We start from the raw sequence: 14,289 nt of genomic DNA, 5'->3' as shown, positions 1-14,289 counted from the left end.
TCATTGCTAACAACCTCTATTTAAAGATATTTCAAAGAAATACCCTCTTCATTAAACAAGTGAATTTTCTCTGGCGGCGCTTTTAAGTGAATGGTTTCACCTTTGTGGAAATCAAGGATTCCTGGTAGCTTTGCCACGACTGTTTCGTCGTGTCCTTCAACATTAATATGTAGGAGAGTCACTTCACCCAAGGATTCGACAAATAACACTTTCCCAGACATAAGCGCATCGGACTCTTCAGCGACTAAAAAGTCTTCCGGTCTGATTCCCAATTGTAACGTACAGCCGTTGAGATCTTGTGCTGCTGCAATTGGTATTTCCACATTGTGACCACTCTCTGCAGTAACCAAAGAATGTTCTCCTGCTTTCTCCATACGCGCTTTACTAATGTTCATCGCCGGAGAGCCAATAAACTGAGCCACGAATACATTCGCTGGGTTGGTATAAAGCTCAAGTGGCGTGCCTACTTGCTCAATCTTACCTGCTGATAAGACGACGATTCGGTCAGCGAGCGTCATTGCTTCTACCTGATCGTGAGTCACGTAAATCATCGTGGTTTCCGTTAACTCTTCCTTCAAGTTGGCAATTTCGATTCGCGTTTGAACACGTAGCGCTGCATCTAAGTTGGAAAGCGGTTCATCGAATAGGAACACCTTAGGTTGGCGGACAATCGCTCGACCAATCGCCACCCTTTGTCGCTGACCACCGGAGAGCGCCTTAGGCAGACGATCAAGATACGGTTCAAGTTGCAACATACGCGCGGCTTCCATAACGCGCTCATGTATAGCGTCTTTTGGCTCTTTCGCTATGCGCATCGCAAAAGCCATATTGTCATATACGGTCATATGCGGATAGAGAGCATAAGTCTGGAATACCATGGCAATGCCACGCATCGCTGCCGGCAGCTCATTTACACGAGCATCTTCAATACAAAGCTCACCAGAAGTAATGTCCTCAAGGCCAGCAATCATTCTAAGTAGTGTTGACTTACCGCAGCCTGAAGGCCCAACGAATACGATGAATTCGCCTTGGTCGATGTCCAGATCGATGCCGTGCAGTACCTGAGTTTCACCGTATGATTTTTTAACGTTTGTTAGAGATAATCCTGTCATTTTTTCTTCTCATCGTTGAGTCAGGAACTGCTTACTTAACAGAACCAGAAAGTAGGCCACGAACTAGATAACGTTGCAGCGTAAAGAACACGCCCAAAGGCACAGCAATCGAAACAAATGCAGATGCTGTCAAAATCTCCCAGTTACCACCACGAGAACCTAATAGTTCACGTAATCGTGCTGTGAGTACCATGTGCTCTTCACCAGTGCCCAAGAATACCGTTGCAACAAGAAGGTCATTCCATACCCATAAGAACTGGAATATCCCGAATGATGCTAGTGCCGGGAACGACAGCGGCAGAACGATTCTCATGAATATTTCGAAGTCAGTCGCACCGTCCACTTTCGCCGACTCGATAATCTCTCTAGGCAAACTGGAGATGTAGTTTCGCAGCAAATAAATAGCCAACGGCAAACCAAACCCAGTATGCGCTAACCATATTCCCAAATAGGTTTTTGCCCCGACACCAAAGAAAGCCCCAATGTCGTTATAGAGTCTTAACAAAGGAATCAAAGACATTTGCAGAGGTACAACCAACAAACCAACCACAACTGCAATCAGTAAGTTTCTACCCGGCATTCTCATCCAAGACAACGCATAAGCCGCGTACGCCGCAATAAGAATTGGGATAATTGTTGCGGGAATAGTAACGGTCAAAGAATTAATAAACGAACGACCAATACCTTCTGCCGTAAGCACTTCACGATAGTTGTCCAAACCAAATTTTGGTGGCACAACGGCGGTAAAGAAAATACGCTTCCCTCGTTTACCTTTGAACGGTTCAAGTGCGGTCATTGTGTACTGACCATCCTCCGTTACCGTCAAGGTGCCACCCTTTCTCATTTCAGCAACATCGCCAGGGACAAATTTCGTCGGTTCGCGAGAAGAGAAACCAAAAGCATGTACATCAGCAGGCTTGCCGTCCACAAGCAATTGCCCCTTGAGTACATAAACGTCACCTTCCTGAATTTGAGTGTCGGGTGCTCCAGTACGGTCTACTAGGTTCTGCTCGGAAGCAGTTAATGACGTCCACCAACCTGATAAAGCAAGCTGATCTTTGTCCCTAAACGATGAGATAAACAGACCTGCTGTTGGTAGAGTCCATAGAATCACAATCAGCAAAACCGAAGCGTGAACCAAAATGGTCAGTGGCGAACGTCGCAATTTGCTTAAGCTAAAGCGTGCGTTACTCTCTTCAAGACTTGGCGCTGTTTGGGCTTTTTCAGACATTATCGCCCCTCCATTTGAGCGCTGGCTTGGCGCATGTTCCATACCATGACAGGAATTACCGCCACCATGATCACCACCGCAATCGCCGCGCCACGGCCAAAGTCACCGCCGCCACGGAACATCCAGTCAAACATCATATTTGCCAGAACCTGAGTACTCCACTGACCGTTCGTCATCGCTAATACGATATCGAAGACCTTCAGAACCAGAATAGTGATTGTGGTCCACACTACTGCAATCGTTCCCCATATCTGTGGAATGAGAATTTTAAAGAATATCTGTACACCATTGGCGCCATCCAAGACTGCCGCTTCTACCGTTTCTTCTGGAATACCACGCAGAGCCGCAGACAAAATAACCATGGCAAAGCCGGTTTGAATCCAAATAAGAATGACCATCAAAAAGAAGTTATTCCAAAACGGGATGGTTATCCAAGCCTGTGCGGTACCTCCAAAGTACTCAACTACGGCATTCAAAATACCTATCTGCTCCGACCCCGGCGCACGGTAGTCGTAGACAAACTTCCAAATGATCGATGCACCAATGAACGAAATAGCCATTGGCATAAAGATTAAACTCTTAGCAATATTCCCCCAGCTCACTTTGTCAGTCAGTGCTGCGATAACCAAGCCAAAAAATGTGGAGGCGGCAGGCACAACCAATAACCACAATAGATTGTTAAATAGTGACTCTCTAAACTCAGGGTCGTTGAAGAGCCAAATGTAATTTCCTAATCCTACGAATTTGTCAGCATTTCTGTCGTGCATTGACAGATAGAATGACTCAAATACTGGATAGACAAGATAGAGGCCTAAAAACGCCAAGGCAGGCCCAAGGAATAACCAAGGACGAATCGCTGCCGCTCGTCTAAGGTTTTGTGCCATCTTTTGGTTTGAGACATTTCTGGTAGGAAATAGGATAGTGAGAAGCCAGTTGCTGCCTACGAAGTAGACCACACATCCAGCGACGCCTAGTGCCATGATAAATAAAGAGGAATAAAGCTGTTCCATCATTACCTCGCTTTATAGAGAGACTTAACGAATATCAAGATTGCGAAAGCCGATAGACGACCCAATGAAATTACGTCTACCGGCATCGCGTTACTTCGCCAAGTTACTTACTTCCTTGGTTACTTAAGTGCATCCCAAGTTTTTTGGATGTCATCAGCGACCTCTTTCGCAGGTTTGCCGCCACTGTAGTCGACCATACCTGTCCAGAATGCACCGGCACCGATCTTACCTGGCATCAAGTCTGAACCATCGAAACGGAACGTCGTCGCATCCAACAAGATTTCACCTTGTTTCTTCAGAGTATCGTTGCCATAAGCATTAACGTTGGCACCTTTATGCGGAGTTAGGAAGCCCGATTGAGCCATCCAGATTTCATGTGCGATTGGTGACTGTAAGAACTCCATAAATGCACGTGCTGCTTTAGAGTCTTTAGTAATGCTCCACATAGTACCTGCGCCAAGTACTGGCTTCCCTAAGTCTTTTGATTCATACGCAGGGAAGTAGAAGAAATCAACGTCAGCACCTAGCTCTGTACCTTCTGGGAAGAAGCTTGGAATGAATGACGCTTGACGGTGCATGTAACACTTAGCTGGCGATGTAAACAAACCTTTTGGTGAATCACGGAAGTCCGTTGCAGCTACTGCACGTGCACCGCCGTCGACGAACTTATCGTTACGTACAAACCATCCAAACTCTTCAATAGCACCAACAACTTTCTCATCATTGAACTTGAGCTCGTTTGTAGTCCACTTATCGTAATCAGCTGGCGATTGAGTACGAAGCATCATATCTTCCACCCAGTCCGTTGCAGGCCAGCCAGTTGCACCACCAGAACCTAACCCAACACACCATGGCGTTTCGCCATCTTCAACAATCTGCTCAGTCAGTGCTTTTAGCTCTTCCATTGATTGAGGTACTTCATAACCTGCATCTTCGAAGTTTTCAGGCACATACCATACTAGTGACTTCAAATCGACTTTATAGAAGAAACCATACAGATGATCTTTACCGTCTTTGCCAGCAAATGTGCCTAGGTCAACCCATGAAGAACCAGCAGCGTAGTTGTCATTAATCCAATCACCCATTTTAGGGTCAAGTGGAGTTAGGAAACCTTTAGACGCTAGGTCTGCCGCTAAACCAGGCTGCGGGAAAATCGCAATGTTAGGTGCACTACCTGCTTGCACATCAATCGCAATTTGCTGTTCAAATGAGTCAGAGCCTGAGTATTTCACATCGGCACCAGTTGCCTCTTCAAAATACGCAATGACACTTTCAACAAGCTCTTTATCTTCTGTTAACCAAGGACCGAAAATAGTGACCGTTTCACCTTTCAGATCCATATTTTTAAGCTCTTCGTAGCTTTGCCAGTTAAAGCGTGCGTCTTCGCCAGGTGCGAATTTTAAATCAGCGGCGAATGCGGAGGATGCAGAAACAGCAAGAGCTACTGCGCTAGCAAGTAGAGAGGTTTTCATCAGTAAGACTCCATGTATTCAGATACTTTGTTTCGTTTTTATAGTCAGTTCTTATGTCCTCGACTTAACTTCTTCTTAATTACTTAATCGGTTAAGCCGTTAATGAATACCATAAAACCTTATTGACAATTCGACCACTTTCTTGCCAAATCTTGTGCCTTTGATCATGTTTTGAAATACCTTGGTTACATTTAAGTGACAAGCATCAAACAAATTATAATGGCTATGAAATTTTAATTTCGCATTCCTTCTTAATCGATTTAGACTCAACTGATAAATTTCGCTATTCTAGATTGCAGATAATATAAACATGGACAATGACTGATATGGAACGGAAGAAACCTACATTGAAAACCGTCGCCGCTCACCTAGGTGTATCAACGGCTACCGTATCAAACGCTTTCAACCGTCCAAACCAACTTTCAAAGGCGCTGAGAGAGAACATTCTGCTTGAATGTGAAAAACTCGGTTACACCGGCCCTAGTATCACTGCACGAAGCCTACGCACCGGAAAGACCGGCGTAATCGGAGTTTTGCTCGCAGACAATCTCGCCTATAACTTTACCGACCCAGTTGCTACTCAGTTTTTAGCTGGAATATCAAAGACTTTAGACGAGTCTCATGTCAACATGCTGTTGCTGCCATCAAGCAGTGATAACTATCAGAATACGCAGGTTGAAACTATTCCCGATAGTTTCATAGTTTATGGCAAACCTGTGGACTCAAGCATAATCAACCTGATACTGCGTCAGCATAAGCCTGTCGTGGCGGTCGATTTTGCATTGCCTGACATTCCATCCATCAATGTCGACAACCGCAAAGCAAGCTACGACATAGCCATGCATGCCATTCATTCATCCGACGACAATGTGCTTATTTTGGGGCTGCGTCTTGAGCCATCAACATCGTTGTCGCTCGCCAACCTCGACAATCTTTATACCAGCGAAGAGTCCGTTTCTCGCTGTCGTTTTGAAGGCTACAAACAAGCTCTCGAGGAAAACGGCATACCGTTGTCATTCGAAAATGTCTGGCAAATTCACGATCTTGACGAAACGACGTTAAAAACCATGTTGCGTGGCACACTAACGGCCCCTAAACGCGTGGATGTACTGCTTTGTATGAGCGATAAAATCGCTTTGGCCGCTCTGGAAGTGGCAAGAGAAATCAACATCGATATTCGAATTGTCGGTTTTGACGGAATACCCAAAGCTGCAGAAGCCGGCTTAACGACTATTCAGCAGCCTATTGAGAATAAAGGCCGAATCGCTGCAAAGATGGCGCTCGGCCAACTACCCTACGAATCTATCCAACTGGATACGGAGCTTATTATTCGTACCAGCAGTTAGACATTACCTCACTTGCTAAGGAGAATTGATCCATGAGTACGGAACAACTGGAAAAGCGTTGGTGGCATGACGCTGTCGTTTATCAAATCTATCCAAGAAGTTTCAACGACTCTAACGGAGATGGCATTGGTGATATCCCAGGTATTATAGAAAAATTGGATTACATTAAAGCCCTTGGCGCGAACGTCATTTGGCTCAGTCCTGTGTATAAATCTCCGATGGATGACAACGGCTATGATATTTCTGGCTATCGTGAAATTGCACCAGAATTTGGCACTATGGCCGATATGGAAAAGCTGTTATTCGAAGCGGATAAACGCGGCATCAAAATTGTCATGGATCTCGTGGTAAACCACACCTCAGATGAACACCCTTGGTTTATCGAATCCAAAAGCAGTAAGGATAATCCAAAACGCGATTGGTATATTTGGAAAGATCCCAAAGAAGATGGCAGTGAACCCAATAATTGGGAATCTTTCTTCAAGCCTAAAGCGTGGACACTTGATGAAGCGACCGGCCAGTACTATCTGCACCTGTTTAGCAATAAACAACCTGACCTAAACTGGGCAAATCCAGAGGTACGTGAAGCGGTCTACGACATGATGCACTTTTGGCTGAAAAAGGGCTTAGGTGGTTTCCGAATGGACGTCATTAATATGATCGGTAAACCGTCAGACTATCCAGATGCAACTATTTTTGATGCGGGAGTCGCTGGTTGGGAGCATTGGTCAAATAACCTACTGGTTCACCAATATCTGCGTGAAATGCACGATAAAGTTCTGAAGCATTACGATGTACTCACCGTCGGTGAAACCCCCTTCACCACAACACTGGATGGCCGTTACTACTCTCATCCTGACCGCAATGAAATTAGTATGATCTTCCAATTCGAGCATGTCAGCATCGACCGTGAAGAACACAATGCAGTGAAAAAAGATTTTGACTTGGTTCAGTACAAAGAAATCATGTCGCGCTGGCAGGAAGACTTATACCAGAAAGGTTGGAATAGTGTGTATTGGAGTAATCATGACCAACCTCGTACGGTATCGCGTTACGGCTCTGACTCTCCTGAATATCGCATCATCAGTGCAAAAATGCTCGGTACGGTTCTACATATGATGAGCGGCACCCCGTATATTTATCAAGGTGAAGAAATCGGCATGACTAATAAGCACTTCAATAATATCGAAGAGTTTAATGATCTCATGGCGAAGTTCCATTACCAGAAAATGATTGAGCGCGGCGTTTCCAATGATGATGCGATTGAGTTTTTAAACTACTTCTCTCGTGACCATGCCCGTGTCCCAGTGCAATGGGATACAAAAGATCATGCAGGTTTCACTACTGGCACGCCTTGGCTACCAGTGAATGAAAACTATGTGGAGATCAATGCAGAACAAGCGGTTAACGATGAGGATTCCATTTATCACCATTATCGCCAGCTTATCCAACTGCGCCAAGGTGAAGAATATGGGGATGTCGTAGTTTATGGCAACCATACCTTACTCGACCCGCAAGACAGTGAAGTCTACGCATACATTCGCTCGAGCGGCGAAAAATCTTTGCTGATCATAGCTAACTTTACCGATAGTACCTTAGAGAGAACCTACCAATACGCTGTGAAACAAGTCGTACTAAATAACTATGATGATGCACCAAGCTCTCTGCACGAGCTAGTTTTGAAGCCTTATCAGGCCATGATCATTGATATTGAATAACTGAGGAAAATGTAACAAAAGCAGCGATTAACAACATCGCTGCTTTTTTTGTTGGGGTACAACAATTATCGTGCTGTATCAATATGGCTACAATGCACCAAGCCTTGCTCTAACGACACGCTCACATCGACTCACTTCAGAAGCCTGTTTTGGAATCACTAGAATCGTATCATTGCCACCAATAGTCGCCAAAATATCAGCGTGAGGGTCGATATCAATCAGGCGAGCAATAAGCTGAGCACTTCCAGGGTGAGTTTTCACGACAACGAGAGACTGATTGTTAGTGATCAGCTCGATCTGTGACGAAATAGAAGAGTCGACACGAACAGGGCTGTTCTCCGACGTTAGACAATACGCCTTTTTACCGCAGGCATTTTGAACTTTGACTACTCCCAGGTTGGTCAATAGACGAGAGACCGTCGATTGACTAATCCCATCATAACCAAGGTCTACCAGTGCTTCTCGGAGCTTATTCTGTGTAGTAAAGCTCTGCTGCTGAAGAAGCTTCTTACATACATCTGTCAGTTTTTGATCGACATCGAGCATGTCGTTACAAGTTGGAGTTTCATACATGTTATCACCTGTAAAATATTGAAACTCATCCATGAGTGGGTTCGTGATCTTGTATTTGTTTCGCTGGTATAACGTAACAATTAATCGTTCTGAAAAATCCCGAGCCAATCGCATTGTTACAGCAACTTATTGCTACTTTAGTTAAGATGAGAGGACATTCCTGTTCCTCTCATGCAATGTGCTAGCCTTTTAGCTACCTAAGGTCGCGACCATTACAGCTTTAATCGTGTGCATACGGTTTTCCGCTTCATCAAAGACAATAGAATGCTCGGATTCAATCACTTCGTCGGTAACTTCGCAGCCATCAGCTAACATTGGATATTCTGCTGATAAAGACTTACCCACCGTCGTATCTTCGCCATGAAAAGCAGGCAAGCAGTGCATGAATTTCACGTTTGGATTGCCTGTCGCTTTGAGCATTTCCATATTGACCTGATAAGGCAGCATCAACTTGATACGCTCAGCCCAGGCTTCTTTTGCTTCACCCATAGAGACCCAAACATCTGTATATAGGAAGTCACACCCTTGCACACCTTCGTGTACGTCTTCCGTGAGTACGATTTTCGCTCCGGTGTGTTTGGCAATGGATTGACATTCCTCAACAAGAGCTTCTTCAGGCCAGAACTGTTTTGGCGCAACTAAATGGATTTCCATCCCCATTTTTGCCGCGCCTACCATTAACGAATTACCCATGTTATTGCGAGCATCCCCTAAGTAGGCAAAGCGAATATCTTGCAATGGACGACCCGGAGCATGTTCCATCATGGTCATGAAGTCTGCAAGAATTTGAGTTGGGTGGAATTCGTCTGTTAAGCCGTTCCAAACTGGTACACCTGCATAAGCACCGAGCTCTTCAACGATAGATTGACCATAGCCGCGATACTCAATCCCGTCGTACATACGCCCCAGTACCCGAGCGGTATCTTTCATTGATTCTTTATGGCCAATTTGAGATCCAGTAGGCCCAAGATAAGAAACTTGTGCTCCTTGATCGAATGCCGCCACCTCAAAAGCACAACGAGTGCGGGTCGATGTTTTTTCAAAGATGAGTGCAATATTTTTGCCTTTTAGGCGAGGTTGTTCGTATCCGTTGTACTTGGCTTTTTTAAGTTCAATGGACAGCTCAAGCAAGTGCTGAATCTCACGAGGGGTAAAATCTAGAAGTTTAAGGAAGTTGCGATTGCGAAGATTGAAAGCCATATTATGTTCCTTTTCTATCTATGCGTGTCAGTCACGACAACACTCTGCCACTGACACGCTCGTACTTTGATTTAAATGTGTATTCGACGACAAATTTAGTGTTTTGAAATCGTGGTACCTGCGGTCCCTTCAAGAATGCGAAGACCATCTTGTAGCGCGCCGATCCCCACCATTTGTCCACCTTGATTAATAAACTCACACGAGGCATCAATTTTAGGGCCCATTGAACCTTCATCGAACTGGTAACGTGACAATTCTGATGGTGTCGTGGCTCGTAACGCATGTTGAGTTGGTTTACCCCAATCTAGGTAAACGGCATCTGCATCAGTTAATATCAGTAATCGGTCCGCGTGAAGTTGTTTGGCAAGGAAGGCTGCCGACATGTCTTTATCAATCACCGCCTCTACTCCAACAAGCTTGCCATCTTTACGAGTGACCGGAATACCACCTCCGCCAGTGCAAATAACAAGGTGCCCCTCATCAATAAGAGAGGTGATGGCTTCGTGCTCAACAATGCCAGTTGGTAATGGACTTGGGACCACACGGCGGAAATAATCTCCATCAGGTTTCACAGTCCAGTGATATTTCTCAGCTAATTCACATGCTTCCTGCTTGTCATAGACAGGACCAATAAACTTGGTAGGATCTTTGAATGCCGGATCGGCTGGATCCACCGTCATTTGTGTCAACATGCAGGTGATATTCTTGCTGGGCATTTGATTCTTGAACTCTTGCATCAACATGTAACCGATCATGCCCTGTGTCTCGCTACCCAACACATCAAGAGGGTAAGGACTCACCTTCTTGTATTCCAGTCCTTGCAGTGCCAATAGCCCGACTTGAGGGCCATTCCCGTGCACTAATACGACGTTATATTGCAGGGCAATTTCCGAAATGGTTTTAACCGCGATTTCAATATTGTGGCGTTGTACTTCCGCTTCGAGTGGCTCTCCGCGCTTTAGTAACGCATTGCCACCCAAAGCAACAACGATTGTTTGTTTTTTCATAATCTTTTATCCAGTACAGGTAATGAATAGCGAAGTGACTAAATACCATCGCGCTCAATTGGGCAGCTCATGCAACGCGCGCCACCGCGGCCGCGGCCAAGCTCATCACCAGGAATTGGTAATACGGTAATTCCGGCTTTATCGTACTTCTCGTTGGTATAGGTATTGCGTTCGTAACCAATAACAACACCAGGTTTGACCGTCAGGACGTTATTTGCATCATTCCATTGTTCACGTTCAGCTTCGAAATTGTCGCCTCCAGTAGTGATAAGATTTAACTTATCGACCTGTAGCGCTTTTTCGATCGTCGTAATGTATGAACTCTGCTGCGTGGCCGTTACTCGACCGGATTCATCACCAGTAAGACTCCAACATTTCACATCATCAGGAATAACATTGGGGTAGATGGAGAACGTATCCTCACGCATGTGCGTCATAACCGTATCTAAATGCATGCATGAACGATCTTTCGGTAGTTCTAAAGCAATAACCTGCTTGGCTTGATTATTCTTAAATAGGCTCGATGCTAAATGCTCTACACCCTGTGGCGTAGTACGTTCAGACATGCCGATCAACACAGACCCTTTACCTATGACCAATACATCTCCACCTTCGATAGTCGAGTGATCATACGACTGCTGCTCATCACCGAAGTATTTAATGAAGTCTTGCCCAGCAAAGGTCGGATGCCAGCGATATATTGCACGTAAATGATTTGTTTCCCTTTGACGAGCGACCTTCGCCATCGGGTTGATAGAGACACCGCCATAAACCCAGCATGATGTATCACGAGTAAATAAGTGATTTGGCAACGGGTCGATAATGAAATCGTTAGCTTTATATAAAGATTGCAACATTGACGAAGACTCAAGCGGCATTTCACCAAATGACAAGCCTCCGGTAAGTACTTTAGCTAATTCGATGTTTGGCATATCACCCAAATAACATCTCACATCGTTGGCAAAGGTATTGCCATAACGAAAATCTGAAACCTGAATATTTAACAGCCAATCTTTTGCTTCTGAAATAGCGAGAGTTTCAGCAAGCAAATTTGTTAGAAGTAAAACCTCAACACCTTGTGATTCTAGTGTTTTGGCAAACACATCATGCTCTTCGCCAGCCTTCTCTACCGCTAGTACATCGTCAAACAACAATTGATGGCAGTTAGAAGGAGTTAAGTGAGTGAGAGCACGTCGCGGACGATGTATCAAGACACGGCGTAACTGACCAACTTCAGAACCAACGTATAGTTTATTCATAATCATGTCTCTCTAATATTATAAGAACTAAAATCGTTCTTTATGGAATATATTAATAGCTTCGTTGTGGTGTAATTAATATGTACCAATCATTCAAAATAATATTGGATACCGATCACACAAATATATATGTGAACAAGGGCATCAAAAAAGTGACCATTAACAATATTTATTCCTTGATAAATATAATTACCGAAAATTAATCTGGCATATTAAATGAAATAGTATTCATGAATTATTCGTGAAGCCGTCATAGCTACGTTCTTTTAGGAAACTTGATTCGCATTATTAATTCTAATGAATATGATTACTTGGCAGAAATATGCATTGGCTTTTGTTAGTTACCTATTTCTAGCTCACCTCTTCTGTATCTATTAACAATTTTTAGTCTATTTTCGTGATAACCATCACATTCGAGAGACCGTTGGACATGAGTGACAGGACACTGCCCATATTCAAACAAGGAGGAAAGAAATTGGTATTTCGTCGCAACGGCTAAGGACTAGCGAGTATCGTTCGTAGACAAGTCAGGAACCAAAACGGAAAAGCCCACTGCTAATAACAGTGGGCTAGTAAAAATAGGAAGCAAACAAACATTTAGCCGATAAGCGTGCCAATACTAAGCATTACTACACAGAACATGGTAAGAATAGCCATTAGTGGAGCCACCCATTTCAACCATCTCACGTAAGGAACCCGAGCTATGGCAAGACCTCCCATCACGACAGCAGAAGTTGGGGTTATCAAATTCACCAGCCCTGAAGCCGATTGATACGCTGTAATAACCAACTCTCGACCAACACCAGCAAAATCACCTAAGGGAGCCATTATCGGCATCGTCAACACAGCCAGTCCAGAAGTCGAAGGCACCAAGAAAGATAATAATATTTCTAGGAAAAACATAACATTAACAAACACTATCGAAGAAAGACCAGTGACAATATGTTCCGCCGAGTTCAATATAGTATCAGTGATCATCCCTCGGTCCATCACAACAACGATGCCTCGAGCAATACCAATAATCAAAGCTACTCCGAGTAAGTCTCTCGCCCCTTCAATAAAGCTATTGATGAAAGATTCTTCACTCATTCTAGCGACTAGTCCAACCAAGATCGACGAGGCTAGGAACATCGCAGAGATCTCTGCCATCCACCAGCCAGCAACGGAAACACCATATATCATCACAGCAAATGAACCACCAAAGATAGCTAATATCACTTTTCTCGTTGTCGTGAAATCGAGTTTTTCCTCTCCTTTATTACCGAGGAAATGAGCCTTGTTCTCCTCATGTTTATCATAAACAATGGATTTCGATGGGTCGGCCTTGACCATTCGAGCATATCTCATGACATAAGCGACACAGATAATCCATCCAATCACTAACATGGCTAAACGCAATAAAATACCATCGGTAAAAGGAATACCGGACGCATTCGCAGCAATCACAGTAGCAAACGGGTTAATTGTGGAACCCAGAACTCCAATCCCAGCTCCCAATAAGATGGTAGCGGCCGCTACAAGTGGGTCAAATCGAGCTGCCATCATTACTGGGACGAGAAGTGTGTAGAATGGTAGAGATTCTTCTGCCATCCCATAGACAGTGCCACCCGCAGCAAACAAGGCCATAAGGATGGGAATCATCAACTCTTCTCTACCCTCTAGCTTGTGAGTTACGCGCTCAATTCCAGCATCTATTGCACCGGTCTTCGTCACTAATCCCAAGAAGCCACCAATGACTAATACAAATAACGAGACATCAATTGCACCTGCTTCATAACTATTGTGATCATAGAAACCATCAATAGGAGCCATTAAGACATCGATTGGAGTTTGTGGGTTACTTTCTACGCTCGAATAAGTTCCAGCCACTGGGACTTCTCTGCCCAGATCTTCATTCATCACTCTCTCATATTGACCAGCAGGAATAATCCAGGTCATGACTGCAACGATAGCAATCAACACAAATAAAATGGTATAGGCTGAGGGAAACTTGAAATTTGCAAAAAAGCCTCCCGACTTTTTCGGCTCGTGAACGACATGGGTAGTCATAGTATTCTCCTTAGTAGAAGGGCTTTCCTGCTACTTTAGCTGTATGTTTTACATTCAATCACCACATTGAAGCCATAAGAATTACTAATCATAATTTCAAAGAAAATATACGCCTTTATTTATTGTTATTCTTGTGCCTTGTTCACACTTATTCCTGCAATAATCAAATAGCCGCTGCAATAAAATTATTTATCTGGATTAATAACTAGATATTTTTGAATAATATTCGCATGCAAAACAACCACAAATGACAACTACTTTCAAATCTGGATATTTATTCAAATAAATAATTATAAATATCTAATGAAATGA

11 protein-coding genes are annotated in these 14,289 nt (G+C 44.0%); 2 read left to right on the top strand and 9 right to left on the bottom strand.

Annotated features, from left to right (window positions below; genetic code table 11):
• Window positions 1–20: 20 nt before the first annotated feature.
• From AWH66_RS11020 to AWH66_RS11005, 4 genes are all read right to left on the bottom strand, one after another.
• Window positions 21–1,112 (bottom strand): ABC transporter ATP-binding protein, encoded by a 1,092-nt coding sequence (locus AWH66_RS11020; RefSeq protein WP_063603006.1) that lies wholly within the window; start codon window positions 1,110–1,112, stop codon window positions 21–23.
• 31 nt (window positions 1,113–1,143) lie between these two features.
• Window positions 1,144–2,343, bottom strand: coding sequence for a carbohydrate ABC transporter permease (locus AWH66_RS11015; RefSeq protein WP_063603005.1), 1,200 nt, complete (start codon window positions 2,341–2,343; stop codon window positions 1,144–1,146).
• Entirely contained in the window at window positions 2,343–3,356 is a 1,014-nt protein-coding gene (locus AWH66_RS11010) for a carbohydrate ABC transporter permease (protein ID WP_231892907.1), read from the bottom strand. Before AWH66_RS11010 ends, AWH66_RS11015 begins: the two co-directional genes overlap by 1 nt.
• A gap of 116 nt (window positions 3,357–3,472) precedes the next feature.
• On the bottom strand, window positions 3,473–4,825 hold the full coding sequence (locus AWH66_RS11005; protein WP_006070304.1) for an ABC transporter substrate-binding protein: 1,353 nt from the start codon (window positions 4,823–4,825) through the stop codon (window positions 3,473–3,475).
• A gap of 326 nt (window positions 4,826–5,151) precedes the next feature.
• Between AWH66_RS11005 and AWH66_RS11000 the strand changes: the two genes are divergently transcribed.
• Together AWH66_RS11000 and AWH66_RS10995 are read left to right on the top strand one after the other, a co-directional pair.
• On the top strand, window positions 5,152–6,171 hold the full coding sequence (locus AWH66_RS11000; RefSeq protein ID WP_063603004.1) for a LacI family DNA-binding transcriptional regulator: 1,020 nt from the start codon (window positions 5,152–5,154) through the stop codon (window positions 6,169–6,171).
• A gap of 32 nt (window positions 6,172–6,203) precedes the next feature.
• Window positions 6,204–7,889 (top strand): glycoside hydrolase family 13 protein, encoded by a 1,686-nt coding sequence (locus AWH66_RS10995; protein ID WP_063603003.1) that lies wholly within the window; start codon window positions 6,204–6,206, stop codon window positions 7,887–7,889.
• An 87-nt stretch (window positions 7,890–7,976) separates the two neighbouring features.
• Here the strand turns inward: AWH66_RS10995 and AWH66_RS10990 are convergent, their stop codons facing one another.
• The 5 genes from AWH66_RS10990 to AWH66_RS10970 form a co-directional block, all read right to left on the bottom strand.
• Window positions 7,977–8,462, bottom strand: a complete 486-nt coding sequence (locus tag AWH66_RS10990) for an arginine repressor (protein WP_050798595.1) — start codon at window positions 8,460–8,462, stop codon at window positions 7,977–7,979.
• 189 nt (window positions 8,463–8,651) lie between these two features.
• Window positions 8,652–9,662, bottom strand: a complete 1,011-nt coding sequence (locus tag AWH66_RS10985) for an ornithine carbamoyltransferase (protein ID WP_063603002.1) — start codon at window positions 9,660–9,662, stop codon at window positions 8,652–8,654.
• Between the two features lie 95 nt (window positions 9,663–9,757).
• The gene (gene arcC / locus AWH66_RS10980) at window positions 9,758–10,669 is read right to left on the bottom strand and encodes a carbamate kinase (protein WP_063603001.1); all 912 of its coding nucleotides are present in this window, start codon (window positions 10,667–10,669) and stop codon (window positions 9,758–9,760) included.
• Window positions 10,670–10,707: 38 nt separating this feature from the next.
• The gene (gene arcA / locus AWH66_RS10975; RefSeq protein ID WP_063603000.1) at window positions 10,708–11,928 is read right to left on the bottom strand and encodes an arginine deiminase; all 1,221 of its coding nucleotides are present in this window, start codon (window positions 11,926–11,928) and stop codon (window positions 10,708–10,710) included.
• Window positions 11,929–12,525: 597 nt separating this feature from the next.
• The gene (locus tag AWH66_RS10970) at window positions 12,526–13,977 is read right to left on the bottom strand and encodes a YfcC family protein (protein ID WP_063602999.1); all 1,452 of its coding nucleotides are present in this window, start codon (window positions 13,975–13,977) and stop codon (window positions 12,526–12,528) included.
• Between the last annotated feature and the right edge of the window lie 312 nt (window positions 13,978–14,289).

It is taken from the genome of Vibrio barjaei (genome assembly GCF_001639065.2).
Classification (GTDB): domain Bacteria; phylum Pseudomonadota; class Gammaproteobacteria; order Enterobacterales; family Vibrionaceae; genus Vibrio; species Vibrio barjaei.
The sequence above is the reverse complement of the archived record's forward strand: the minus strand, read 5'-3'. Positions and strand labels throughout refer to the sequence as shown.

Excerpts from the sequence above, each read along its gene's own strand:
- AWH66_RS11000 (WP_063603004.1), top strand. The coding sequence starts at position 5,152 with ATGGAACGGAAGAAACCTACATTGAAAACCGTCGCCGCTCACCTAGGT.
- AWH66_RS10990 (WP_050798595.1), bottom strand. The coding sequence starts at position 8,462 with ATGTATGAAACTCCAACTTGTAACGACATGCTCGATGTCGATCAAAAA.
- AWH66_RS11015 (WP_063603005.1), bottom strand. The coding sequence starts at position 2,343 with ATGTCTGAAAAAGCCCAAACAGCGCCAAGTCTTGAAGAGAGTAACGCA.
- AWH66_RS11005 (WP_006070304.1), bottom strand. The coding sequence starts at position 4,825 with ATGAAAACCTCTCTACTTGCTAGCGCAGTAGCTCTTGCTGTTTCTGCA.
- arcC (WP_063603001.1), bottom strand. The coding sequence starts at position 10,669 with ATGAAAAAACAAACAATCGTTGTTGCTTTGGGTGGCAATGCGTTACTA.
- AWH66_RS10970 (WP_063602999.1), bottom strand. The coding sequence starts at position 13,977 with ATGACTACCCATGTCGTTCACGAGCCGAAAAAGTCGGGAGGCTTTTTT.
- AWH66_RS11010 (WP_231892907.1), bottom strand. The coding sequence starts at position 3,356 with ATGATGGAACAGCTTTATTCCTCTTTATTTATCATGGCACTAGGCGTC.
- AWH66_RS10995 (WP_063603003.1), top strand. The coding sequence starts at position 6,204 with ATGAGTACGGAACAACTGGAAAAGCGTTGGTGGCATGACGCTGTCGTT.
- AWH66_RS11020 (WP_063603006.1), bottom strand. The coding sequence starts at position 1,112 with ATGACAGGATTATCTCTAACAAACGTTAAAAAATCATACGGTGAAACT.
- arcA (WP_063603000.1), bottom strand. The coding sequence starts at position 11,928 with ATGAATAAACTATACGTTGGTTCTGAAGTTGGTCAGTTACGCCGTGTC.
- AWH66_RS10985 (WP_063603002.1), bottom strand. The coding sequence starts at position 9,662 with ATGGCTTTCAATCTTCGCAATCGCAACTTCCTTAAACTTCTAGATTTT.